23 protein-coding genes are annotated in these 22,104 nt (G+C 55.6%); 2 read left to right on the forward strand and 21 right to left on the reverse strand.

Annotated elements, in window-relative coordinates; translation table 11 throughout:
• Positions 1 to 14: 14 nt before the first annotated feature.
• The 8 genes from ACR0EO_RS07040 to ACR0EO_RS07075 form a co-directional block, all read right to left on the reverse strand.
• Positions 15 to 1,043 carry a LacI family DNA-binding transcriptional regulator gene (locus ACR0EO_RS07040; protein ID WP_480688361.1) on the reverse strand — a complete coding sequence of 343 codons (1,029 nt, stop codon included), beginning with the start codon at positions 1,041 to 1,043 and terminating at the stop codon, positions 15 to 17.
• A gap of 37 nt (positions 1,044 to 1,080) precedes the next feature.
• Positions 1,081 to 2,703: a dihydroxyacetone kinase subunit DhaK gene (locus ACR0EO_RS07045; protein ID WP_480688363.1), complete on the reverse strand. Its 1,623-nt coding sequence runs from the start codon at positions 2,701 to 2,703 to the stop codon at positions 1,081 to 1,083.
• Between the two features lie 11 nt (positions 2,704 to 2,714).
• The gene (locus tag ACR0EO_RS07050; RefSeq protein ID WP_480688365.1) at positions 2,715 to 3,707 is read right to left on the reverse strand and encodes an ABC transporter ATP-binding protein; all 993 of its coding nucleotides are present in this window, start codon (positions 3,705 to 3,707) and stop codon (positions 2,715 to 2,717) included.
• Positions 3,700 to 4,797, reverse strand: coding sequence for an ABC transporter ATP-binding protein (locus ACR0EO_RS07055; RefSeq protein WP_480688367.1), 1,098 nt, complete (start codon positions 4,795 to 4,797; stop codon positions 3,700 to 3,702). The genes ACR0EO_RS07050 and ACR0EO_RS07055 overlap by 8 nt, the downstream gene beginning before the upstream one ends.
• 2 nt (positions 4,798 to 4,799) lie before the next feature.
• Positions 4,800 to 4,988, reverse strand: a complete 189-nt coding sequence (locus tag ACR0EO_RS07060) for a hypothetical protein (protein WP_480688369.1) — start codon at positions 4,986 to 4,988, stop codon at positions 4,800 to 4,802.
• Positions 4,985 to 5,923: a carbohydrate ABC transporter permease gene (locus ACR0EO_RS07065; protein ID WP_480688371.1), complete on the reverse strand. Its 939-nt coding sequence runs from the start codon at positions 5,921 to 5,923 to the stop codon at positions 4,985 to 4,987. Before ACR0EO_RS07065 ends, ACR0EO_RS07060 begins: the two co-directional genes overlap by 4 nt.
• Positions 5,920 to 6,867 carry a carbohydrate ABC transporter permease gene (locus tag ACR0EO_RS07070; RefSeq protein ID WP_170690866.1) on the reverse strand — a complete coding sequence of 316 codons (948 nt, stop codon included), beginning with the start codon at positions 6,865 to 6,867 and terminating at the stop codon, positions 5,920 to 5,922. The genes ACR0EO_RS07065 and ACR0EO_RS07070 overlap by 4 nt, the downstream gene beginning before the upstream one ends.
• Positions 6,868 to 6,946: 79 nt before the next feature.
• Complete coding sequence (locus ACR0EO_RS07075; protein WP_480688373.1) at positions 6,947 to 8,266, reverse strand: ABC transporter substrate-binding protein; 1,320 nt, start codon at positions 8,264 to 8,266, stop codon at positions 6,947 to 6,949.
• Between the two features lie 398 nt (positions 8,267 to 8,664).
• Between ACR0EO_RS07075 and ACR0EO_RS07080 the strand changes: the two genes are divergently transcribed.
• On the forward strand, positions 8,665 to 9,444 hold the full coding sequence (locus ACR0EO_RS07080; protein ID WP_480688375.1) for an MOSC domain-containing protein: 780 nt from the start codon (positions 8,665 to 8,667) through the stop codon (positions 9,442 to 9,444).
• 135 nt (positions 9,445 to 9,579) lie between these two features.
• On the opposite strand, the gene ACR0EO_RS07085 is transcribed toward ACR0EO_RS07080, so the two are convergent.
• From ACR0EO_RS07085 to ACR0EO_RS07135, 11 genes are all read right to left on the reverse strand, one after another.
• On the reverse strand, positions 9,580 to 10,671 hold the full coding sequence (locus ACR0EO_RS07085; protein WP_480689732.1) for an alpha-hydroxy acid oxidase: 1,092 nt from the start codon (positions 10,669 to 10,671) through the stop codon (positions 9,580 to 9,582).
• Positions 10,671 to 11,225, reverse strand: a complete 555-nt coding sequence (gene comE / locus ACR0EO_RS07090; RefSeq protein WP_480688377.1) for a sulfopyruvate decarboxylase subunit beta — start codon at positions 11,223 to 11,225, stop codon at positions 10,671 to 10,673. Before comE ends, ACR0EO_RS07085 begins: the two co-directional genes overlap by 1 nt.
• Positions 11,222 to 11,728, reverse strand: coding sequence for a sulfopyruvate decarboxylase subunit alpha (comD, locus tag ACR0EO_RS07095; protein ID WP_480688379.1), 507 nt, complete (start codon positions 11,726 to 11,728; stop codon positions 11,222 to 11,224). Before comD ends, comE begins: the two co-directional genes overlap by 4 nt.
• A gap of 38 nt (positions 11,729 to 11,766) precedes the next feature.
• On the reverse strand, positions 11,767 to 12,177 hold the full coding sequence (locus tag ACR0EO_RS07100) for a universal stress protein (RefSeq protein ID WP_480688380.1): 411 nt from the start codon (positions 12,175 to 12,177) through the stop codon (positions 11,767 to 11,769).
• Between the two features lie 30 nt (positions 12,178 to 12,207).
• A complete protein-coding gene (locus ACR0EO_RS07105; RefSeq protein ID WP_480688382.1) occupies positions 12,208 to 13,188 on the reverse strand; it encodes an alcohol dehydrogenase catalytic domain-containing protein in 981 nt (326 codons plus the stop codon).
• Positions 13,185 to 13,946 carry an SDR family NAD(P)-dependent oxidoreductase gene (locus ACR0EO_RS07110; protein ID WP_480688384.1) on the reverse strand — a complete coding sequence of 254 codons (762 nt, stop codon included), beginning with the start codon at positions 13,944 to 13,946 and terminating at the stop codon, positions 13,185 to 13,187. Before ACR0EO_RS07110 ends, ACR0EO_RS07105 begins: the two co-directional genes overlap by 4 nt.
• Entirely contained in the window at positions 13,939 to 15,246 is a 1,308-nt protein-coding gene (gene hisD / locus ACR0EO_RS07115; protein ID WP_480688386.1) for a histidinol dehydrogenase, read from the reverse strand. The genes ACR0EO_RS07110 and hisD overlap by 8 nt, the downstream gene beginning before the upstream one ends.
• 12 nt (positions 15,247 to 15,258) lie before the next feature.
• Entirely contained in the window at positions 15,259 to 16,587 is a 1,329-nt protein-coding gene (locus ACR0EO_RS07120) for a TRAP transporter large permease (protein ID WP_480688388.1), read from the reverse strand.
• Positions 16,588 to 16,599: 12 nt separating this feature from the next.
• Positions 16,600 to 17,112: a TRAP transporter small permease gene (locus ACR0EO_RS07125; protein WP_480688390.1), complete on the reverse strand. Its 513-nt coding sequence runs from the start codon at positions 17,110 to 17,112 to the stop codon at positions 16,600 to 16,602.
• A 110-nt stretch (positions 17,113 to 17,222) separates the two neighbouring features.
• Complete coding sequence (locus ACR0EO_RS07130; RefSeq protein ID WP_480688392.1) at positions 17,223 to 18,368, reverse strand: TRAP transporter substrate-binding protein; 1,146 nt, start codon at positions 18,366 to 18,368, stop codon at positions 17,223 to 17,225.
• A gap of 22 nt (positions 18,369 to 18,390) precedes the next feature.
• Positions 18,391 to 18,576, reverse strand: coding sequence for a hypothetical protein (locus ACR0EO_RS07135; RefSeq protein WP_480688394.1), 186 nt, complete (start codon positions 18,574 to 18,576; stop codon positions 18,391 to 18,393).
• Positions 18,577 to 18,707: 131 nt separating this feature from the next.
• Here ACR0EO_RS07135 and ACR0EO_RS07140 point away from each other — a divergent pair, with 131 nt between their 5' ends.
• The gene (locus ACR0EO_RS07140; RefSeq protein ID WP_480688396.1) at positions 18,708 to 19,739 is read left to right on the forward strand and encodes a LacI family DNA-binding transcriptional regulator; all 1,032 of its coding nucleotides are present in this window, start codon (positions 18,708 to 18,710) and stop codon (positions 19,737 to 19,739) included.
• A 263-nt stretch (positions 19,740 to 20,002) separates the two neighbouring features.
• On the opposite strand, the gene ACR0EO_RS07145 is transcribed toward ACR0EO_RS07140, so the two are convergent.
• Both ACR0EO_RS07145 and ACR0EO_RS07150 read right to left on the reverse strand, forming a co-directional pair.
• Positions 20,003 to 21,403 carry a TRAP transporter large permease gene (locus tag ACR0EO_RS07145; RefSeq protein WP_480688398.1) on the reverse strand — a complete coding sequence of 467 codons (1,401 nt, stop codon included), beginning with the start codon at positions 21,401 to 21,403 and terminating at the stop codon, positions 20,003 to 20,005.
• Positions 21,404 to 21,414: 11 nt separating this feature from the next.
• A complete protein-coding gene (locus ACR0EO_RS07150; RefSeq protein WP_480688400.1) occupies positions 21,415 to 22,047 on the reverse strand; it encodes a TRAP transporter small permease subunit in 633 nt (210 codons plus the stop codon).
• Positions 22,048 to 22,104 lie beyond the last annotated feature (57 nt).

Consider the following 22,104-nt stretch of genomic DNA (forward strand, 5'->3'; position numbering starts at 1 on the left):
CAAAACCTATGCCTCTATGGCGGCAAATTTTCCTTCAGATAGATGTCGATACGGATACGTTCCTGCGCCTTGTTGAACGGCACTTTGTCCGAAGTCGCACGCAGCAGGCGGACGGCTGAACGGACGATGTGCCCGGTATCTTGCGAGATGAGAGCGTCAAATGTACCTAGCCTAAGCGCTTCGCGACTGATCGGAGTTAGCTCATGAGCGATGATCACCAGATCTTTGCTGAGCTTGTTCTCAGAAAGAAATTGAATCAGACCTGCATTGCCCGCTGCTGACGAGTATATTCCGACCAGATCCGGGTAAGTTTCAAAGATTTCGGGCATCATCTTGTAAATCAGATCCGGGTCATCCCGGCCCTCGACAGACGCAACGACTTCGAGATGAGGAAATTCCTCAGCCACAACAAGATCAAACCCTTGGCGCCGCTCCAGGTGATCTCGTGCCAATCGAGAGCCTGTTAGAACTAATACCTTGCCCTCGTTATGCACGAAACGACCCATCAACTGAGCAGCTGTCCGTCCTGCTGAAACATTGTCGATTCCTACAAAGTGATCTCTGTCAGAACTCGGCAAGTCAGACACCAAGGCAACTACCGGAATGCCCTTGTCCCTGACCCTTTTAACAGCGTCGCGGACAGAGGGCGTTTCCGGCCCGAAAACGGCCACGCCGTCGAAGTCCAAGCTTTCAACAGTATCCAAAATGTTGACGATGTCTTGAGGCTCAAAAGGAGCTACTTTTTTGATTGCAATGCGGGTCCGCTCGATAAACTGATCACGCGACTGTTCTGCAATCTGATTGCTGATTGCCTCCACAAACTCGTTGTCCGTGTCCGGTAGAACAAAGAGAAAATTGTAGACACGGTTTCGCGCGAGGTTGGCAGCGGCGGTGTCACGCACATACCCAAGCTCATCGATCGCCTTTTGTACTTTCTGCACGGTCACGGCCCGCACGCCGGGGCGCCTGTTCAAAACTCGGTCAACAGTCGCCAGGCTGACACCCGCTACGCGCGCGATGTCATTGACGGTTGGCTTTTTCACCAATTCTAATTTTTGCTTTTGGTCTTCCACGTGTTTTTCAGCCCTCAATCTCCCGCGCTAAGCCTTCAAACAACAAGGCAACAGCTTCAGCGCCGGGATCGTTATGTCCAACTAGGTTTTCTTCGGGAACATAAGCTGCGCGGCCGGCCTTCGCACGGCGAATTTTGGCTGTGTTGTTAGCACCTTCGCGGGCAGCATTCGCGGCATGCGACAGCCCTGATGGCAGTGCAGCAAGCGCAGGCGCAAGGGCGTCAATCATTGTCCTGTCACCGACCTTGGCTCCTCCAACTTGGCTAACGCGGTTCAGACCTTCTACCAACGACTTCGGAACAGATGCTCCGCTCGCGCAGGCATCACCAGCTGCGTTGAAGAAGATTGCGAGTATTACACCGGACGAACCACCCATTGTCTGGCTCAATTCATTGCCCAACGCCGGAAACAATTGCGTCAAGTCAGCCAACGGCATTCGATCAAGGCTGCCTTGCAACGCTTTTGCAGCAGTCGCCAATGTGCTGCCTGTGTCCCCGTCGCCAGATTTGGCGTCCAACTCGTTCAGATTCTTCTCAGCGTTGATGAGCAGTTCAGACAAACGAGAAATCGTTTCCCTTGTCGCGGGATTGTTCGAGGGAATTGGATCGATCGGAGTCAGGCCATCAGGTAACGGCGCGACCTTTATCGCATCGATGGAATTGACGCCGGGCCAAGCTGCGAGATCAACAGGAGCCTCAAGAGCCGACAAATCATTCTGATCTACGGGCAAAATGGAAACAGAAAACCCGTGCATGTCGAGCGATGTCATCATCGGTGCCGGGCCAATGATATGGCGGGCGATACCGGTTTCGAACAAGGCGTGCGTGAGGACTGCCATTTCTAGCGGAGTTGTGGAGCCAAGGTTATTGACCAATGCCACACACTCCCCAGACTCTATCCGTTGCCGCAGCTTTTCCACTACTGTGGCCATTGCCGATACAGCACTCGAGAATTCCACCTGCTGCACACCAGGCTCGCCGTGGATGCCCAAGCCGAGTTCCGCTTTGCCCGGAGCAATTCTTTCTTCTTTCGGAGAACCCGGTACGGTGCAGGTGTCCAGGCTCATACCGATGCTGACTACCTTCGCGATGGTTCGTCTTGCTGCGTTGGTAACGGTGTCCAGGTCAGCACCACTTTCAGCAAGCGCCCCGGCGATTTTGTGTACAAACAGAGTTCCTGCCACGCCGCGTGGTTGTGGAAGGTCGGGCAGAGCGATGTCATCATCGACGACAACCATCTCTACCTTGCGGCCAAGTGCACGGGCGCGTTCAGCCGCCAGCCCAAAGTTCAACCGATCGCCGGTGTAATTCTTAACGATGAGCAAGCATCCAGCTTCGCCCGTAACCGCAAGGATGCCGGCCAGAACCGCCTCAACAGACGGGGACGCAAACACTTCGCCGCACACCGCTGCTGTCAGCATACCGGCACCGACAAAACCTGCATGTGCGGGTTCGTGACCAGACCCTCCGCCGGACACCAAGGCGACCTTTGACTTGTCCCAATCCGACCTGAAAACAACCTTGATGTGCGGGTATCCGTCCAACCGGGTGAGCTGTCCTCCGGATGACGCCAGAAGGCCGTCTATGGCTTCTGTAACCAAGGTTTCTTTTGTGTTGAGGAACTGGGCCATGCTTTTGCTCCTTAATTCACTCGCGCGCCGGACGCGTCAAAATACAATGGGTTTTGAGGGCGGATTTTTATCACTTTTCCAGAGGGATAGTCCTGATGAACATCAATCAAGGTCACAACCGGGTGGCCGTTTAGGTCCAGGTGCAGCCGTGTTTGATCTCCTAGGTGTTCGGCACGTATCACACGTGCTTCACTGCCTTCGCCTTCAACGATGTTTTCCGGGCGAAGACCAATCTGCGGACCTTTGTGATCCCCTCCGAACAACTCGGATGGCAGGATGTTTATCCGCGGTAATCCCAATCGGCTGGCGACATAAACACTGCCGGGGTTTTCGTAGATGTCGCGCGGCGTGCCGTACTGAACCAATTTGCCGTTTTCCAAAACGCCGATATGCGTCGCCATTGTCATAGCTTCGACCTGATCATGGGTCACGTACAGTAGGGTTGATCCCAGGTCTGCCTGAATTCGCTTAAGCTCCACCCGCAAATCCGCCCGAAGCTTGGCGTCCAAAGAGCTGAGCGGTTCGTCCATGAGAAAAATCTGTGGGTCGCGCACCAGCGCTCGCCCGATCGACACCCGCTGCATCTCCCCACCGGACAATTCGGTGGCTTTATTGTCCAATTTGTGCGGGATCTGGAGGATTTCGGCGACTTCATCCACCTTCCTTATGATCTCATCTTCCGGTGTCCTGAGGATCGGAGATCGCAGCGGAAAAGAGAGATTCTCACGCACAGTCATATGCGGATAGAGCGAGTACTGCTGGAAAACCATCGCCACATCACGCTGAGCAGGCGTTTCAAGTCCAACGTCCCGGCCCGCAATGCGCACCGACCCCGTGTCCAATTTCTCTAACCCTGAAATCAGTCTCAGCGTCGTTGTTTTTCCCGCGCCAGTCGGTCCCAACAACACGACAAAGGCACCGTTTGGAATCGTCATCGAGATACTGTCGACTGCCTTAAGGTTGCCGAATGACTTCGAGATGTTTTCTAAAACGACTTCAGCCATTGCCCAGCACCTTATCGTTTAGAACGGACCTCAACGCCCGGCCTGTGGACTGCTCGAAAAGTGTGATTGTCGGGGACCGAAACTCCAGCCCCACCGTTTCACCGGGACTGACCGTCTCACGCGCGTCGATCCGGGCCTTCAATTCGCCATTCGGGCTTTGAAGGGTCACGATCTGGGTCGTCCCTAGGTATTCCGCTGCCAGAACCTTGGCTCGATAATTACTTTCGTCAGAAAGAAACACATGCTCGGGCCGGACACCAAAGACCAGATCACCATCGGCCCCTTCCATCAGTTTGGGAACGGCCTCATCGTGGCCGTTCAGCCGTACCAGTTCCGAGCCCGGCTCAACTTTGCCCTGAAACGGCAGGAAGTTCATCGACGGGGAACCGATGAAATCTGCCACAAACATTGTTGCCGGTTTGTCGTAGATTTCCTGAGGCGTGCCGAATTGCTCGATCACAGCGTTGTTCATGACAACGATCTTGTCGCCCATCTGCATGGCTTCGAGCTGATCGTGCGTGACATATACGGTGGTTGCGCCCATGCGATCGTGAAGCGCGCGCAGTTCTTCGGCCATATGCTCACGAAACTCGGCGTCCAAAGCGCCAAGTGGTTCGTCCATCATGAATGCCTTGGGTTCACGAACAATCGCACGGCCAAGCGCAACGCGCTGCCTGTCTCCGCCTGAAAGTCCACCAACGGGGCTGTCCAGAATGTCCGTAATTCCCAGAATTCCGGCGACTTCGTCTACCTTGGCTTTGACGGCCGCGCGCGGCATACCCTGTGATATCAACGGGTAGCTGATGTTCTTGCGAACGTTCATGTGGGGATACAGCGCGAACATCTGGAATACGAAGGCAATGTCCCGCTCGGATGGGGGCCTTTGGCTGATTTCTTCTCCGTCCAGGTAGATCTCACCTGATGTGGGAAGCTCGAGGCCCGCGATCATCCTTAGCGTGGTCGTCTTGCCGCAACCCGATGGCCCTAGCAGCATGAAAAACTCGCCGTCCTCAATCGTGAACGAGCTTTCGCGGACAGCCGTGAAATCGCCGAACATCTTCTTGACGTTATTGACTACGATCTGGGCCATTTCTACTCCGGAAAATGGCTGACAATGATGAACATGACGGTTCCGATCAGCGTTACGATGAAGGAATAGGTGAAGGCCCAAAGGACAAAGGGCTGCATCAGCATGAAGACACCCAGTGCGATTAGGATGGTTGCTACCATCTCCCATGGGCCGCGGCGGAACCGCATCAGTCCGGTAAGAAAGTCGCTCATTTGCGCACGGCTCCGAATGTGATCCCGCGCAGCAAATGCTTGCGCATAAGGATGGTGAAAATCATGACCGGGATCAGGAAGATCGTGGCGCCAGCCGCGACTGCGGGCCAATCCAGGCCGCCGATCCCGATGATGGTTGGAATGAAGGGTGGCGCGGTCTGCGCATTCGCAGATGTCAGCAGCACGGCAAACGCGTATTCGTTCCAAGCAAAGATCAGACAGAAGATCGCAGTTGACGCGATACCTGTGGCGGCTTGGGGCAGCACCACTTTATAGAATGCCTGGAACCGAGTGTAACCATCGATGAGAGCGGCTTCTTCGTACTCTCTTGGGATTTCGTCGATGAACCCTTTCAGCAACCAAACCGCCAAAGAAATATTCACGCCCGTATACAGCAGGATCATGCCAAGATGCGTGTCGCTTAACCCAAGATTTCTGAACATCAAGAAGATAGGGATGGCGACAGCGACCGGAGGCATCATCCTTGTACTTAGAATGAAGAACAGAAGGTCGTCCTTAAGTGGGACCTTAAACCTGCTGAACGCATAGGCAGCCAACGTGCCAAGGAAAATACTCAAGAACGTCGAGCCAAATCCGATGATAACCGAGTTCATAAAGCGCTCACCGAACTTCGACGGTCCGACGATCACCATGTCGTATTGGCGTACGATCTCATCGGCCCAGTTCTGCGGCGGGTTGGCTTCCAGAAACTCCTGCGTTTGCCGCGTGCGTGTGGTGAAGAGGTTGACGTAGCCTTCAAGCGTTGGGTCAAAAACCACTTTGGGCGGATAACTGATCGCATCGGCTGGGGATTTGAAGCCAGTCAGCAAAATCCATGCCAGCGGGATCATTGTGATCAGCGCATAAGTGATGACCAGGCAGCCAGCGATCCACTTGGACCGGTTCGAAGGTTCGGTGACGGAAAAACTGCTCATCTCTGTTTCACCTTGTTCAGGGCTTTGACGTAGATCGACGCTAGGCCGAACACGGTGACGAAAAGGATGATCGCATAGGCCGAGGCATAGCCCGTGCGCCACTTCTCAAACGCCTCCCGCTTGAGATTGATCGAAGTGAGTTCCGTAACAGATCCCGGCCCACCGCCGGTTAGCTGAACCACCAGGTCGAACATCTTGAAGTTCTCGATCCCTCTAAACAGCACGGCCAGCATCAGGAACGGTAGCACCATCGGGATGGTGATCGTGAAGAACTGCCGCAGCTTGCTGGCCCTGTCGATCTCAGCCGCCTCATAGATGTAATCGGGAATACTGCGCAGACCTGCCAGACAGATCAGCATCACGAATGGAGTCCACATCCAAGTGTCGACAATCACGATCGCCCATGGGGCCAACGTCACTGATCCCAGCATTTCAAAGCTCGATGGGTCCTTGCCGGTGAACCACGACACGATGTAGTTAAACAGGCCGATCTGGGGCTGATACAGGAACTTCCAGAAGTTCCCGACCACCGCTGGCGACAACATCATCGGCAGTACGATGATCGTCGTCCAAAGATCGTTGCCCTTGAATTTCTTGTTAATCAACCACGCCAGTGTGAACCCGATTAACACCTGAAAGAAAATCGTCCAGAACAGGAAGTGCGCTGTCGCCTGCATATTCAGCCAGGTGTCCGAGTCTGTCAGGATACGCTCGTAGTTCCGGAACCCGACATCTTTGACTTCACGTCCGATCCGGTTGGCCTTGTAGTTGGTAAAGCTCAGTTGGATGGTCCAGATCAACGGAAAGATGTTGATTGCCAGCAATAGAAATATCGTTGGGGAGATGAATATCCAAGCGATCGCGCGGTCGGATAAGCCCCGGATTTTTCGCGCAACTCGCTCGGGCGTTGCCTGCGCAACGCGATCTACGGTCCTGTCAGACATCTCTTTGCCAGTTCTTGTTGGTTTCGGACACTCGGGTAAAGGTGGAGCGGGTTCACGCCCGCTCCTGCCTAAGTCCGGGTTACAGCTTGCCTTCGTCTTCGAAGACTTCCGTCCAATCTTCGATTAGAAGATCAAGCGCTTCTTGAGCCGTGCCTTGGTCGGCAACAACGTAGTCGTGGATACGTTTTTGCATTGCCAGCAGCAGTTCCGCATAAGCAGGCTCCTGCCAGAAATCCTGTACCCCAGCCATTGCTTCAAGGAAGTCACCGGCAAAGGGTTGGCTATCCACAAAACCGGGGTCTTCCAGCACTGAGTTATGTGCTGAGTAGCCGCCTAGCTCCCACCATTTGGCCTGAACTTCTGGCTGTGCGAACCACTTAATGTACTCAAGTGCGGCGTCCTGTTTGTCAGAATAGCTGACAACAGAAATACCTTGTCCGCCCAGTGTTGAGCCTGCCTGATTTTGCGGTGGGTTCACAAAGAAGTCGATCTTGTCACCGCCAGTATTGGGATCGGCATAAAGACCCGGGAAGAACGCGAACCAGTTCATAGCCATGGCGACCTGACCGGACTTAAAGGCGTCCAAGCTCTCACCCATGTAAGAGTTGGTGTATCCCGGGGGCGTCGCCGTTTTGTAGAACTCTTTGTAGAATTCCAGAGCCTCAACCGCTTCTGGTGAGTTTACTGCACCTTCCATGTCATAGGAGCCCGGGGTGTTTTCGTACTTGAAGCCCCATGGATAGAGCGCTCCGGTCACACCCATGGTGATCCCTTCCGAGCCGCGCTCGGTAAAGATTGCTGCCCCGTAAACCGTCTTGCCGTCGATCTCACGACCTTGGAAGAACTGTGCGATCTGCAATAGCTCTTTCTGAGACTGAGGTTCGCGTAGATCCTCTCCAGTCGCTTCTTTGTATGCGGCTTGAATATCGGGGTCTTCGAACCAGTCCTTGCGATAGAACCAGCCATTCGCATCACCCATCGCAGGCAGCGCGTAGTAATTTGGTGTGCCCTTAGGCCAGGTCGAATAAGCGTAGACTGTGGCCGGCGCAAAATCGTCCATGCTGATGCCTTCAGCATCAAAGAATTCGTTCAGTTGAACATAGTGACCGTTTTCTGCGCCACCGCCGATCCATTGGCTGTCACCAATCAACAGATCGCAGAGCTTACCCCCAGAGTTCAGCTCATTCAGCATTCTGTCTGCAAAGTTTGGCCAAGGAACAAATTCAAAGTTCATCGTGTGGCCAGACTCAGCTTCGAATTCCTTCGATAGCTCGACAAGCGCATTGGCCGGGTCCCATGCAGCCCAACAAAGTGTCAGATCTTCAGCATTTGCCTTGGTAGAAAGAGTAGTAGCGGCAAGGACTATTGCGCTGGCCGAGGCCAGTTTTGAGTAAGTCATCCATTCCTCCCTTTTTTGCGCCGTCAACCGAGGATGTGCGAATCGCGGCATACCTCCAAGGCTATTTGAGGTACGCACCTCAAGTCCAGATTTTTTTGAGGTTCGTACCTCAAAAGCCTAGCGAAAGCCGGGAAATTTTTCCTTAGCCATTGATTTAAAACAAAATAGATCGGGCGTTCATAAGTGATATATCTTCACATTCGAGGTATCGAATAGAAGTATCGATTGAAAAAGGTGTTGTTCAAAACAGGACTCATCTCGCGACTAACCGGTTTCATGAACCCGTTTCTGTGGCCACCCTCAGAATATTTTGTCGATACTTTTACGAATTGGAGATAGCGTCAAAAAGCGCAAACCACACTGGATCGCGCGTTACTCGTTTGGTCAGGTGCAAACGTATGAACCAGCTCTCTATCGTCCGAATAAACCGCTACCCTATAAAAGGTTTGAGTTCCGAACCTATGCGAACCGTGACTTTGCGAGCGGGTGAAGGCATCCCCGGTGATCGTCTGTTCGGGTTCGCCCGCTACAACTCTGGTTTCGACATGCAGAACCCTAAGCCACTGCCAAAAGATCGATTTGTCGTTCTGTTGAACGAGGCGGCACTGGCAGGCATTCAGACCAGTTTTGATTCTGAGACCCAAAATCTTGAGATTAGTGCGAGCGGAAAGACACAACGCTTTGATATGAGAGTCCCCGCAGATCGAATGGCTGCGGCAAGTTTCCTTTCCTCAGAGGTCGGCTTAAAGGATCCCGAACCGCCAGAATTCGTCTCTTCTGCTCCTCACCGGTTTACAGATGTCTCCGTTGTATCCCCGAAAATGATGAACGCGATCTCTGTTTTGAATCTGGCCTCTGTCGAAAAGCTGGGTGAACGACTGAACGCAGAAATCGACCCAGCGCGGTTCCGAGCGAATATTCAGATCGACGGTTTGCCTTCATTTTCTGAGCTGGATGCAGTTGGTTCAATTTTAAGATTTGGCGATGTTGAGCTGAAGATACTCTCGCGTACCAAAAGATGCGCGGCAACTGAAGTGAACCCAAAGACAGCCGAGCGGGACCTAAAGATACCCTACCTTCTTCGGAAGTTGATGGGGCACATGGATATGGGAGTCTATGTCGAGGTTGTTCGTGGAGGGCCGCTGTCGGTCGGGCAAACTGGGGATATACGCCTCTGAGCGCAGACTTCAGCTAAAGTGGCCATCATAAGAAAGTCGTACTTCGTTTACTTATGTGCAAAGTGCCAACTCAATAGCCAGTCTTCAGATCAGTTGCTCCCTTCGCTCTGACCGTAAGGGGCAAGTAAACCTCGATCATCTGGGCAAAACAGTTTGCCCGGTTTGCGCCATGGCGATGCTCAGCTCGTCGCTAAGCGCATCCCACAGTTGCTCCAAACCCAACTCTCCCGCAGCTGCGATCGCAAACTGAAGAATTCGACCGACAAAGACAAAGTCCGCCCCAATTGAAAGGGCTTTGAGTACATCTTCTCCTGATCTGATCCCGCTGTCATAGAAAACAGGGAAGTCCGGCCCTAGTTCAGATCGGATTTTTGCAAGCATCTCTATTGGGGCAGGTGCCGCCTCTAATTGCCTTGCGCCGTGGCTGGAGACTTGGATCGCGTCAACGCCCGTTGCGGCCAACGTGTGGGCATCTTCAACGTCCAGAACTCCTTTTACCACCAGTTTGCCGGGCCAAAGATCGCGCAGCTTTGCCAGTGTTTCCCAAGTGGCACGCGCTCGGCTCTCGGTGCGATCGAACTCGTACCCTTCCATCTGAAAGTTTGCCGTGACCGGTCTGCCGTTGATTAGTGTTGTCAGTGACCAGCGCGGGTGCACGGCAAAATCGATGAATTGCCGTGGACCAATACGGAAAGGCATTTTGAATCCATGGCGCAGCTCTCGTGGTCGGCGGCCGACTTCGGGTACGTCCACAGTGAGAACCAGTGTCTCATAACCCGCAGCTTTAGCGCGTTCCGCCAGTTTGAAAGTTCCGCTGCCATCCCCGCTAAAGTAAAGTTGAAACCAAGCATATCCTTCTGCCTCTGTCAGAATGGTTTCCAATGGGGTTGAGGCGACGGTCGAGACACCATGGGGCACACGGTAGCGTGCTGCCAGCCTTGCCAGCATTAAGTCAGCACCAGGGGCTGCAAGATTGCACATGCCCATAGGGGCAATGCCAAAAGGTCGGTCTGCCTCCGCTCCGAATATCCGAGTTGTCAGCGATCGCTGGCTGACGTCCCGCAAGATACGAGGGCGCAGGGTGATGGCATCCAGGGCGGCGCGGTTGCGCGCAGCGCCGGTTTCTCGCCCCGCTGCACCGTCGATATAGTCAAACACCATCCAGGGCAGCCGACGCCGGGCCAGGCGGCGGGCGTCTTCTGCCGAATGGATGGCGCCTGCGCCCATCAGCTGGCCACAGCTTTCATGAACCTGTCGCGGATCACCACCGGATCCATAGTTATCACGGGCATTTTGGCGTTCCCGCTGTCGCATTTGACGACCAACACGGTGGCCTCTCCGCCGGACAGGGCTTCTTGCAATGCAGCGCCTGTATCCTTGTCCTGAACCTCAACCACCTTGGCGCAACCGGCGGCACGGGCCATGCCTGCTAGGTCAGTGCGCTGGCTGGTGTAGGTTGGCTGGTCACCGGTCGAGCCATAAGAGCCGTTGTCGATGATCATCAGGATGTAGTTCCCGGGCGCGTTGTTCCCGATGGTGGGTAGGGTGCCAAGGTTGGTCAGGATTGAGCCGTCCCCATCGATCACGATTACCGGTTTGGGCTGTGCCAACGCCAGCCCCAGCCCGATCGAGGAGGCGAGCCCCATTGTGCCCAGCATATAGAAATTGCTCGCCTGGTCGTCGATCGCATGCAGTTCCTGCGATGGAATACCAATGTTACAAACAACCAGTTGGTCACGCAGAATGGGCGCGATCTCTTTCAGGATTTCTGAACGTATCATTGGTCGCCATAGCCTCCCCAGAAATTGGCGTCGGTCAGGATGGCAACGGGCTTGTTGCACATGAAGGTGTATTTCAGGATGTTGTCCAACTCCTCGACGTCCTTCTGCCGATGAAAGTGGTAGGTCGGAATATTGAGCTGAGCCAGAAGCGCCTTGGTGTGGACCGCCATCTCTACTTGGCAGGCCACCGGTTCGCGAAGTTCTCCACGGTAAGAGATCAGCATTGGCAGTGGCATCCGGTAGTATTGGATCAATGTGGCCAGAGTATTGATCGTTACGCCGATGGCAGTGTTCTGCATAATGATCGCTGGTCGTTTGCCACCCATCCATGCACCGGCGCACAGCCCCATGCCCTCGTCTTCCTTGTTGGAAGGGATGTGGAAAATGTCGTCACGCTTATCGATCTCGTCGATCACTCCAGCTAGCTGTTTACAGGGCACAGTCGTGACGAAGGAGACGCCATTGGCCGCCAGATCGTCAGCGATCCTCTTGTCTATGTTCATGATTGGTTGCCTTTGTTGCGGGTATTTTTTGTTCTGGGTCAGGTTGGTCGACAGACATGGACCGCGCAAGGTGCGTGGCGGACCACGCGCGCGGCGGTAGAGCCCAGGAAGAAGTCGCTAAAACCCGGTTTGTGCGAGCCGACCACAATGCAGTCCACCCCGTTTTGCTCTGCGTATTCAACGATGGCGCGGTATGATCGACCTTTGACGATCACTGCGGTCACATCGCCGTAGTCAGCAGTTTTCTTGGCCAGTTGTTGACGGGCCATATTCAGCCCATCGCGCACAGTGTCCTCGTCAAGATAGGTGCTGACGGTTCCGTGCGGTGCTTCATAGACGTGCAGTGCGGTGATCTGTCCGCCCGGGTTGCACAGGGTCGCAGCGGCTTTAAGCGTCGTTCCTGAAACCCCGTGATCCAGGGCCATGGGAACCAGGATTTTGTCGTACATTGTTGTTCTCCGTTTACTTGGCGCGTGGGTTCAGGCCCAGGGATCCAGGATGATTTTGGGGGCCGCCACCGCACCTTGCCGCAAATCGCGGAAGGCTGCGGCACCGTCCGAAAGAGGTCGATGCTCAGGCCAGTCCAGCGGGCCAAGGCGGCCATCGAAAATGGCTTGCGCGGTATCGCGAAAATCCTGTGCGGTGTAAGTATAGGTGCCGATGAAGGTGATTTCCTGGAGCGTCATGCGCCGCACGTCCAGACCACCTGTGTCTTCACCCAAGCCCACATGAGCGACCACGCCACCGGGTGCTGCAGCAGCAGAGGCAGCGGCGCGCGTGGCGGAATAACCTACAGCATCGACAACCAGTGGCACCAAGCCCTGAAACTCCGCGACTGCTTTCTGACCGCAGCGGTCAGCCAGAAAAGCCTGGCGGCCAACATTTGGCTCTTGGATCGTCACATCTTCTACGCCCATCGCTCTCAGAGCAAGTGCGGCGGCTAATCCGATTGCGCCGCCTCCGATTACCAGCGCACGGCGCTCCATCGCTGGATGCAGCGCCTCTAGCGCCAGCCGAGCTGCGTGCCAACTGACAGCAAGTGGTTCTGCCAGCGCGGCTTTCTCTAACGGTACGTCCTCGGGAACTGTAACCAGATTGCGCTCTGGCATCGCGACGAACTGGGCAAAAGCCCCTTCGCGCGGTGGCATCGAGATGATCTGACGGTTGGCGCAAAGGTTTTCGCGCCCCGAAGTGCAGGCGGTGCATGTGCCACAGGTCACCAGCGGGTTGATCGTAACCCGTCGGCCCGCCAGAGGCCCTTCTTCGATCACACCAGCGGCCTCGTGGCCCAGGATCAAAGGGGCGGGTCGGCGGTTGTCATGACCCAGGTAGGCGTGCATGTCAGAGCCGCAGATACCCGAAGCGGCGATACGGATCAGATGCTCTCCGGTTTGGGATGCAGCGATTGGCACATCGCGCAAACACAGTGTCTCGACCCCTTCGTAAACCAATGCCTTCATTTCGCGGTGAACCCCCCGTCGACCATCAGGACTTGACCGGTCACATAGGCTGACGCTTCGGAACAAAGGAACAGAAGCGGCCCGTCGATATCCTCCAGTCGACCGTTGCGACCGATACAGGTTTGCGCGGCATTACGGGCGGCGCGCTCCTCATCATTGAAAACGGCTTCGGTCAGTTCAGTAGGAAAGAACCCTGGCCCGATCGCGTTGGCGGTGATGCCAAAGGGGGACCAAGCCTCCGCCATTGCGCGGGTCAGTTGGCCAATTCCACCCTTGCTGGCGCCATAGGCAATGCCTCCGGGAAAGGCGCGGGTGGTTTGCAAAGAGGCGAAATTGACAATCCGCCCCCAGCCGCGCTGCCGCATCGCAGGCGTCAATGCTTGGCTAAGAAAAAACGGAGCTGAAAGGTTCAGCTCAAGCGTTCTGTTCCAATCAGAAATCGAAACATCATCAGCGGCTTGGCGCGTGTTGACGCCGGCTGCGTGAATCAAAACATCAGGCGGACCAAAGCGATCCGCAATTTCATCTCTTAACGCTTCGATCCTGTTATTGTCCGCGACATCAGCCGCCACATATGCGGCGGCAGAGCCAATCTCTGTAATGAGGTCCGCCAAAGCATCTTCCCGACGGGCAACCGCCACCACTTTGGCTCCGGCCGCTGCAAGAACCTCGGCCGCCCGTCGTCCCAAACCAGAACTGGCGCCGGTGATACAGGCAGTTCGGCCTGTCAGATCGAACAGGTCGCGCGGGTTAGCCATTTGCGGTCAGGTCAAAGGATTCATCCGGGAAGTACTTGGCCAGCCGCACATCGGCAGCCCGTGCGTGACCTTCCATCCCTTCCAGCCGGGCAATCCGCGCGGTAGCCTCTGCCACTGGTTTCGAGCCTTCGCGTGTGGCGCGCTGCCAAGTGACGATCTTCATGTATTTGTGGACCGAAAGCCCACCGGTGTAGCTAGCCGCGCGCGAGGTCGGAAGCACGTGATTTGTGCCCGCAGCCTTGTCGCCATAAGACACAGTCGTCTCTTCGCCCAGAAACAGAGAGCCATAGCAGGTCAGCCGCTCTAGCCACCAATCCAGGTCTTCGGCCTGTACGGTCAAATGTTCGGGCGCGTATTCGTCAGAACAAGCTGCCATATCCTCGCGGTCCGCACACAGGATAACCTCTGCATAGTCGCGCCACGCGGCGGCGGCGTTTTCGCGGTTTACTTCGGGCAAGTCATCGATGTAGCCCGGAACAAGTCGCATAACCTCTTCCGCCAGCGCGCGGTCGTCGGTCACTAACCAGACCGGAGAGTTGTAGCCATGTTCTGCCTGGCTCACCAAATCGGTGGCGACGATGTGGGCATCTGCCGAGCCGTCGGCAAGGATTAGGCTATCGGTGGGGCCTGCGATCATATCGATGCCGACACGGCCGAACAGGATCCGCTTGGCCTCGGCGACGAACTGGTTGCCCGGTCCGACCAAGATGTTTGCCTTTGGCAGGCCAAACAGGCCGAAAGTCATCGCCGCGACCCCCTGCACACCGCCCATTGCCATGATCTTGTCCGCGCCGCAGATATGGGCTGCATAGATGATAGCCGGGGCCACACCCACGCCGGGGCGTGGTGGAGAACAGGCAGTGATATGCTTACACCCTGCTACCTTGGCGGTGGTCACGGTCATAATGGCGCTGGCGATGTGGCTATAGCGCCCGCCCGGCACATAGCATCCGGCTGCATCCACCGGGATTGCCTTTTGGCCGGTGATGAAACCGGGCGAGATTTCCATTTCTACGTCATGCACCGTGCCTTTCTGCAACTCGGCAAAGCGACGGACATTATCGTGGGAAAACCGGATATCAGCCTTCAGCTTTTCCGGTACCAAGGCGCAGGCCGCCTCAATCTCCTCTGGGGTTAGCAGAACGTTGCCGTCGTATTGGTCAAATTTAGCGGCATATTCCAGAGCTTTGGCATCACCCCCGGACTCAATGTCGTCGAGTATGCCCTGCACGATCTTATGTGTTTCAGACGCGTCCGACTTTGGTGTCAGGGTGGCCTTTTTCAGATATTCACGGGTCATTTCCAGAAGGTCCTACTTGTAGATATCAGGAAGCAGTGTGGTTGAGATCGGCGGGAAATAGGCGATCAGAAGCACCACGATCAGCATTGTCAGAACAAAGGGTACGGCGCGGGCGGCGATCTTGAGGATGGACTCGCCAGTGATGCCCGAGACGACAAAGAGATTGAGGCCCAGCGGTGGGGTAATGAAGCCCACCCCTAGTGCGGTGATCATCATGATGCAGAACTGGATCTCATTCATGCCGATGTTGTCCGCCAACGGCTTCAGAATAGGTGCCAGTATCACAATGTTGGGCGTGGTTTCCATCACACAGCCCGCAGCGATCAAGATGCAAATCATCAATAGGATCAGCAGCGCAGGATCGTCAGTAAGACCTGTGACTGCAGTTACAAAGCCCTGCGGTACACCCATGATCGCCAGTGCCTCGGCTAATGGGGCGGAAAAGGCGATGATCGGCAGGATAACTCCGTTCACCTTGGCGGAACTAACCAGCATGGCCGGGAAATCCGCCAGTTTCAGAGTGCCAAGGATAAAGCCCATCACGATAGTAACAACAACCGCAGTGGCGCCAGCCTCAGTCGGCGTCAGACGCCCGGAAAAGATCCCATAAAAGATGATCCCTGGCACGATGAAAGCATACCACCCGGACTTCAACGCTTGGCCAAGATTACCTAGCCATTCGCCAAACCCCATGTTTCCGCCGGTTTCATAAGTATAGAGCCGGTTCATGATGATATTGGTGATCAGGATCGACACCAAAATTGCCAGACCCGGGATTAGCGCGGCCAGAAACAAGGTCGAGGCAGAAATACCCAGAACCAAACCAATGATGATGTAGGCAATGGAAGGAGGGATCAGGATGCCGGTGCAAGCACCAGCGGCGACCAAGGCGCAGGCGTAGGGGCGCGGATAGCCGCTTTCGACCAGCCGATTGATGGTCATCCGTCCAACCGCCGCGGCACCTGCTGCATCAGAACCTGAGATCGCGGCAAACATACCGCAGACCAGCACTGTGGCAGATCCGAACCCGCCGCGCGTCCAACAGGTCAGCGCCTCAGCTACGTCCAGAAATTTCTTACTAAGCCCCGTCCTGACCAAAACGTCGCCGGTCAGGATGAAAAGCGGCACCGCGGTCAGCGCAAAGGCATCGATGCCGGTGAACAGGCTCTCTCCTATAGCGCTCAGCGGGAGGTCGCCTGACATCACCAGCATGGTGATGGCAGCAGCGCCGATGGCAGCCCAGACCGGAACTGCCAGCGCGATCAGTGCGACGAACATGATCACCGGAATGTAGAAATCCCAGCCCAGCTCGACCGTTTGATTAAGTGAATTCCACAGCATTGCTCAGGCCTCTCAATCAAACAGCTTGTCGCCTTCAAAGACGGGCGTGCCGTCACGAAGGCTGCGCAAATCGCGCCGGAAAGACTGGAACAACCGCCAGATCATCAAAGTGAAGCCCAAAGGCACCGCCGCCAGGAACCACACCATCGAAATGCGCAAGCCGTGACTGACGGATCCGAATTTGGCCGAGACGTGTACCGTTTCGTACGACCAATAGAGCGCAACCAGAGCAACCACGAACATCACAAGGTCGCCAAAGATGTAAATCAGAGCCTTGGACCGCGGGCCGAGGTAATGCAGGAGAACGTCGATCCGGATGTGCGCGCGTTCTTTGACCGCCGCTGCAGCGCCGATCCAGGCCAGGTAAATGAATGAATAGCGTACAATTTCCTCGCCCCAGATCGAGGAGTAGGCAAACAGCTCACGCCGGATCACCTCGATTGCCATTGTGATGACAAGCATCGTGTAGAACACCAGAAGCAGCCAGCGCTCTGCGTTTTGGTCTATTGTTCGCAGGATGTTCATTCGTATTCCCGGTGTTCAGGCACACCCGCGCATCCAGCCCAACGGACTGCTGCAAAGGCGGCTGTTGAAAAATGGGCGGGCGCCTATTTGACGCCCCAGCCCGATACTGGTCAGGCGTCGTGGACGTAGTATTTTCCTTGCGTGCCTGCGGCTTCCTCCAGCTTGGCGAAGTTGTCCATGGAGCCTGCAAGCTCGGTCTTGAAGGAGTCCCATTCGCTTCGCTGGTACCCACCGGCCTCTTTCCACTCGCCCAGTTGATCATCGTTGAGGGCATGGAATTCGACACCAGCCTTGGCCAGCTCCGCCATTGCGTAGGCACGGGCTGATGGCACTTTGGCCAAGTTCTGATGCGCCGTTAGTTCAGATCCCCACATCACGCCTTCCTGAACATCGGCAGGCAACGAGTTAAACCACTCAAGGTTACAGGAATAGACTTGGCTGTCCGGTACTGCCTGGGTGAATGTCACGTGGCTGAGGATATCCTTGAAGCCAAAGACGTAGAGTGCCCCAACAGATGGATCGAGCGCATCCGCGACGCCCTGTTTGATCGCCGAGGGTGTCTCGCCCCAGGCCACAGGTGTCGGGTTGGCGCCGACCATGCGGTAGTACTGCTGCAGCATTTTCGATCCCGGCACCCGGAATTTCACACCTGCCATGTCACCGGGTGACATCACGGCGTTGCCGCCCTTGCGTACCGCGACAACGCGGGGGTCAATGTTCACGTAGAACAAAGCTTTGAACCCGTTGGCTTCTACGCTGGGATGCACCTCGGACTTCCAGAAGTCTGAATTCACCAGGTTCGTGAACCGCTGGTTAGAGCCACAGAGATAGGGCATGTTGATCAGGTCAACCGTGGAAGCAAAGGGCGCAAAGTTCGACAGTGAATGCTGCGCTGCCTGGATCGTGCCACCTTGGACCTTTTGCACCAGCGCGCCGCCGGCACCTAGCTGTCCGCCCGGAGCCAGTTTGACGTAGATTTTGCCGTTGGTTGCGTTCTGAATGTTTTCCTTCAGATCCAACTGCATGATCGGATAACTACGCGACGCGCCTAGCACATATGCGGTGGCAACCGTCATGACATGCTCTGCGGCACTCTCGCGCTCTTTCTCTTCTTTGGCCGTCTGCGCAGCGGCCTCAGACGACCACAGCACCCCACCGGCACCTGCCACCACAGCCGCAGTGAACGAGCCGGTAGAAGCCAGTTTCAGGAAATTCCGGCGCTCAGCAGATTTGAGGCCATCCTTTGCATTTGTCATTGTCTTCCTCCCTATTGAACCGTCAGCTGCCGTTGTTGTTTTTTTGGTCAGCCTCGCGTTTGAGAATTGCCGCGACGAACAGGATCGAGGCGGCAAACAGAACCAGCATTTCTCCGACGTCCCCCAGGAACCCGCCGTCGCCAAAAGCGCCCAACGCGACATTGGCAAAAAACACCGCAAAGACGGCGGCAGAAGCCCAAAGGAACATCTCAGATCTCCGAATTCCTATCCCAAATCTATTTGTAAGCGCTTACATTGATAATGCAAGCGCTTACATTGATGGCTGGCAGACTTGCGTTTTTGTGTTATGACAGGGGCCATATTCACCGTAGGCACCGCATGGAAAAAAACCGCTCAGTTCCGACACTTAACGATGTCGCCAAGGCAGCGGGCGTTTCGACTGCCACGGTTTCGCGCTGCCTGAACTCACCGGATCGTGTAATCGAGGCGACCCGGCAACGGGTCATGCAGGCCGTCGAATCGCTGGGCTATACGCCGAACTTCGCAGCACGGGTAATGGCGGCTAAGCGCAGCTATACCATCGGTGCCATCATCCCGACTATGGACAACGCTATCTTTGCGCGTGGGTTACAGGAGTTTCAGGATCAGCTTCGCGAAAGCGGCTACACCCTTCTGGTGTCCAGTTCTGCGTATGATCCCGAGGTCGAGTGGGAACAAATACGCACGCTGGTTGCACGCGGTGCAGACGGGCTGCTGCTGATCGGATACGCGCGCGACGCGGAAATCTACGCCTATCTAGAGCGTCATCAGGTTCCTTGTTTGGTTGCCTGGTCTTACGATCTAGACGCGCACCGGCCGTCTGTTGGCTTTGATAACTCGGAGGCAATGGGGGAGCTGGCGCGAAGCGTAATTGCCGCTGGCCACCGGCGGATCGCGATGATTTCCGGCAAAACGCTGGGCAATGACCGGGCACAAAGTCGTGTCGAAGGTGTCAAACAGGCTATGTCTGAAAGCAGCCTGAATGCGAAATCCCTGAAAGTGATTGAAACAACATATGAAATCGAGCAAGGCGCCGAAGCCTTTGGTCAATTGATGGCTCTCACGCCCCGGCCGACCGCGGTGATGTGTGGTAACGATGTGCTGGCCGCTGGTGCTTTGCAAGAAGCCAGAAGGCTTGGGATAAAGGTGCCCGAGCAGGTGTCAGTCACGGGGTTCGACGACATAGAACTGGCTCAGATTGTCAGCCCGTCTTTAACCACCGTTCATGTTCCTCACCGCGAGATGGGTCGCAAGGCTGCGCGCGAACTGACCGCTATGGTTGAAGGCAAATCCGAGGGCCAGTCAGTCTGCATTGATACAAGGCTTGTTACCCGTAACTCTTTGGCAGAACCGCCCGAGCCTTCTGAGTGAATAGCTGCCTTTGCCCATTTTAATTCATCGACTGGGACAATCGGGTTGTTAACCACCGCCTTGTGGCTGTGTTGAGTGGGTCGTTTCCACCGATCACTCAGGCTTGCGAAATGTATATTCCAGCCGTGCGCTGGCAGCTATCGGGTGAATAGTACTTTTTATCATAAGAAAGGGGCCTCCGTTATCCGGAGGCCAAAAAGCTCTTATGCTGGCGGACAGGATCGCGCACGCCTTCGACTGTTATTGCTATTAACTTTTGTCCCTCAAACCTGGCCAGGAAGCCAAAGCACAATCGCGGGGAAGGCAACGAGCATGGCGATTGTTGCGGCATCTGCCAGAAAGAACGGTGTAACGCCCTTAAACACATCCTGAACACTTAGGTCATCGCGAACTCCGGCAACGACAAAGCAGTTAAGTCCGATAGGCGGTGTTATCAGGCAGAACTCGGCCATTTTGACGACGAGAATACCAAACCAGATCGCGCACATTGGACCTGACATTCCGAAGGTGCTGTCTGCAGCGCTGACTGCTTCTCCACCATTCAGTGCCATTACGGCGGGGTAAACAACTGGCAGCGTCAACAACAACATTCCAATCGCATCCATGAACATGCCCAGAACAGCGTAGGCCAGAAGGATGCAGATCAGGATAAGCATCGGCGACATCTCAAGCGAGGTGATCCAGTCGGAAAACGCATTGGGTAGTTCGGCAAATCCCAGAAAGCGAACATAGACCAGTACGCCCCAGATGATGGTGAAGATCATGACGCTTAGCTTGGCGGTTTCTAGCAACGCGTCTTTAAGCTCGGACCAGCGCATGCCTTGATACAGCGCCATGAGGAAAACCACGAAGGCTCCAATGGCTCCACCTTCGGTCGGTGTGCCCCAGGCGTCCCCTCCGAACGGGTTGTAAACAAAAAAGATGATGGTCACGACGACGATCACGATGGGCAATGCGGGTGGCAAAGACAGGAAACGTTCTTTCCAGGTGAAGCCTTTGATCGCTGGGCCAAAGTCTTTAATCACGACGGCCATGCCAATGATCAGCAAGCCATAGATCACGGCCGAGAACATGCCCGGAATGAAACCGGCCAACAGCAGTTTGCCCACGTCTTGCTCTACGATGATCGCGTAGATGACCAAGATGGCAGAGGGTGGGATGAGTGATGCCAGCGTGCCACCAGCGGCGACTACCCCGGCCGCAAAGCGCTTATCGTAGCCGATCTTCAGCATCTCAGGGATGGCGATACGGGCGAACACCGCCGATGTAGCGACTGATGCTCCAGACACTGCCGCAAACCCGGCTGTTGCGAACACGGTTGAAACGGCTAATCCGCCGGGCACCCATGCCAACCATCGCTTGGCGGCCTCGAACAGCGCTTTGGTCAGCCCTGCGTAGTAGGCGAGGTAGCCGATCAAGATGAACGTTGGGATAAGGCTTAGCGCCTGACTTGAGATTTTGGAATGCGGCACCTGTCCCGCGGTTTTGACAGCCACAGTTACGGCCTTTCCGAACCGGGCCGGGTCGTAACCAAACTTGGCCCAGAAGATCCAGATCAGGCCAACCATGCCAGCGGTCGCTGCGGCAAATGCCACGCGCATACCCAGCACAACAAGAACGAGCATGCCGCCCGAGACGATCAATCCAATTTCAATAGGTTCCATCAGATTTTACCTCAGTTGTCGTGGCCCGAGACGTGCTCGGCTTCCATCGCGGCCTGCGTGGCGGCGTCAGCGATCAGGGGGACGGCGATTGGCGACTGGTCGGGATGGCGGATTGCGCGACCATATGCCCAAAGCTGCAGGACAAGCCGCAGGCAAAGCACGCTGAAGGCCACTGGTGCCAACAGCTTCGCGGGCCATAAAGGGATGCCAATGTCGATTGAGCTATCGCGGCTCCAAAGCGGAGCGCCAAAGTCGAAGCTGCGGGAGAAATGCGCCCAGCTTCCCCAGATCAGCAAGACAATCAGTGCCAGAATGACGGCGGTCGTCACGAATTCGACAATGTACAGTGCTCGGCCCTTAAGGGCCCCAACGACCATGTCCATACGAATGTGACCGCCGTCGCGCTGCGCATATGAAATCCCCATGAACGCGATCAGTGGCATCGCTTGCTCAATCCAGTCCACGTAACCGGGAAGCGGCGCGTTGGCTATGTTCCGACCGCCAACTGAAACCACGGCCATGACCATCAGCGAGAAAACCGCTAGACCGCTGATCAGGGCCAGAAAGCTTTCCAGTTTGTAAAGGCGTTGATCGAGAATGCTGAGACGGCTGTCTTCGGACAGCACCAGGGATGACCCGGCCATCGTTTTGCTCCGCTATGAGGGGAAAAGGCACCCGACGCCAGACTGGCTGACGCCGGG

The sequence above is a fragment of the Ruegeria sp. BE9 genome (assembly GCF_056538765.1).

Bases quoted from the DNA above. Each gene is read 5' to 3' on its own strand.
- ACR0EO_RS07085 (WP_480689732.1), bottom strand. From the start codon at position 10,671: ATGGGCGCAGGCGCCATCCATTCGGCAGAAGACGCCCGCCGCCTGGCC.
- ACR0EO_RS07070 (WP_170690866.1), bottom strand. From the start codon at position 6,867: ATGTCTGACAGGACCGTAGATCGCGTTGCGCAGGCAACGCCCGAGCGA.
- ACR0EO_RS07045 (WP_480688363.1), bottom strand. From the start codon at position 2,703: ATGGCCCAGTTCCTCAACACAAAAGAAACCTTGGTTACAGAAGCCATA.
- ACR0EO_RS07120 (WP_480688388.1), bottom strand. From the start codon at position 16,587: ATGCTGTGGAATTCACTTAATCAAACGGTCGAGCTGGGCTGGGATTTC.
- ACR0EO_RS07150 (WP_480688400.1), bottom strand. From the start codon at position 22,047: ATGGCCGGGTCATCCCTGGTGCTGTCCGAAGACAGCCGTCTCAGCATT.
- ACR0EO_RS07105 (WP_480688382.1), bottom strand. From the start codon at position 13,188: ATGAAGGCATTGGTTTACGAAGGGGTCGAGACACTGTGTTTGCGCGAT.
- ACR0EO_RS07060 (WP_480688369.1), bottom strand. From the start codon at position 4,988: ATGAGCGACTTTCTTACCGGACTGATGCGGTTCCGCCGCGGCCCATGG.
- ACR0EO_RS07080 (WP_480688375.1), top strand. From the start codon at position 8,665: ATGAACCAGCTCTCTATCGTCCGAATAAACCGCTACCCTATAAAAGGT.
- ACR0EO_RS07100 (WP_480688380.1), bottom strand. From the start codon at position 12,177: ATGTACGACAAAATCCTGGTTCCCATGGCCCTGGATCACGGGGTTTCA.
- ACR0EO_RS07110 (WP_480688384.1), bottom strand. From the start codon at position 13,946: ATGGCTAACCCGCGCGACCTGTTCGATCTGACAGGCCGAACTGCCTGT.
- ACR0EO_RS07145 (WP_480688398.1), bottom strand. From the start codon at position 21,403: ATGGAACCTATTGAAATTGGATTGATCGTCTCGGGCGGCATGCTCGTT.
- ACR0EO_RS07130 (WP_480688392.1), bottom strand. From the start codon at position 18,368: ATGACAAATGCAAAGGATGGCCTCAAATCTGCTGAGCGCCGGAATTTC.
- ACR0EO_RS07055 (WP_480688367.1), bottom strand. From the start codon at position 4,797: ATGGCCCAGATCGTAGTCAATAACGTCAAGAAGATGTTCGGCGATTTC.
- comE (WP_480688377.1), bottom strand. From the start codon at position 11,225: ATGATACGTTCAGAAATCCTGAAAGAGATCGCGCCCATTCTGCGTGAC.
- ACR0EO_RS07125 (WP_480688390.1), bottom strand. From the start codon at position 17,112: ATGAACATCCTGCGAACAATAGACCAAAACGCAGAGCGCTGGCTGCTT.
- ACR0EO_RS07075 (WP_480688373.1), bottom strand. From the start codon at position 8,266: ATGACTTACTCAAAACTGGCCTCGGCCAGCGCAATAGTCCTTGCCGCT.
- hisD (WP_480688386.1), bottom strand. From the start codon at position 15,246: ATGACCCGTGAATATCTGAAAAAGGCCACCCTGACACCAAAGTCGGAC.
- comD (WP_480688379.1), bottom strand. From the start codon at position 11,728: ATGAACATAGACAAGAGGATCGCTGACGATCTGGCGGCCAATGGCGTC.
- ACR0EO_RS07135 (WP_480688394.1), bottom strand. From the start codon at position 18,576: ATGTTCCTTTGGGCTTCTGCCGCCGTCTTTGCGGTGTTTTTTGCCAAT.
- ACR0EO_RS07065 (WP_480688371.1), bottom strand. From the start codon at position 5,923: ATGAGCAGTTTTTCCGTCACCGAACCTTCGAACCGGTCCAAGTGGATC.
- ACR0EO_RS07140 (WP_480688396.1), top strand. From the start codon at position 18,708: ATGGAAAAAAACCGCTCAGTTCCGACACTTAACGATGTCGCCAAGGCA.
- ACR0EO_RS07050 (WP_480688365.1), bottom strand. From the start codon at position 3,707: ATGGCTGAAGTCGTTTTAGAAAACATCTCGAAGTCATTCGGCAACCTT.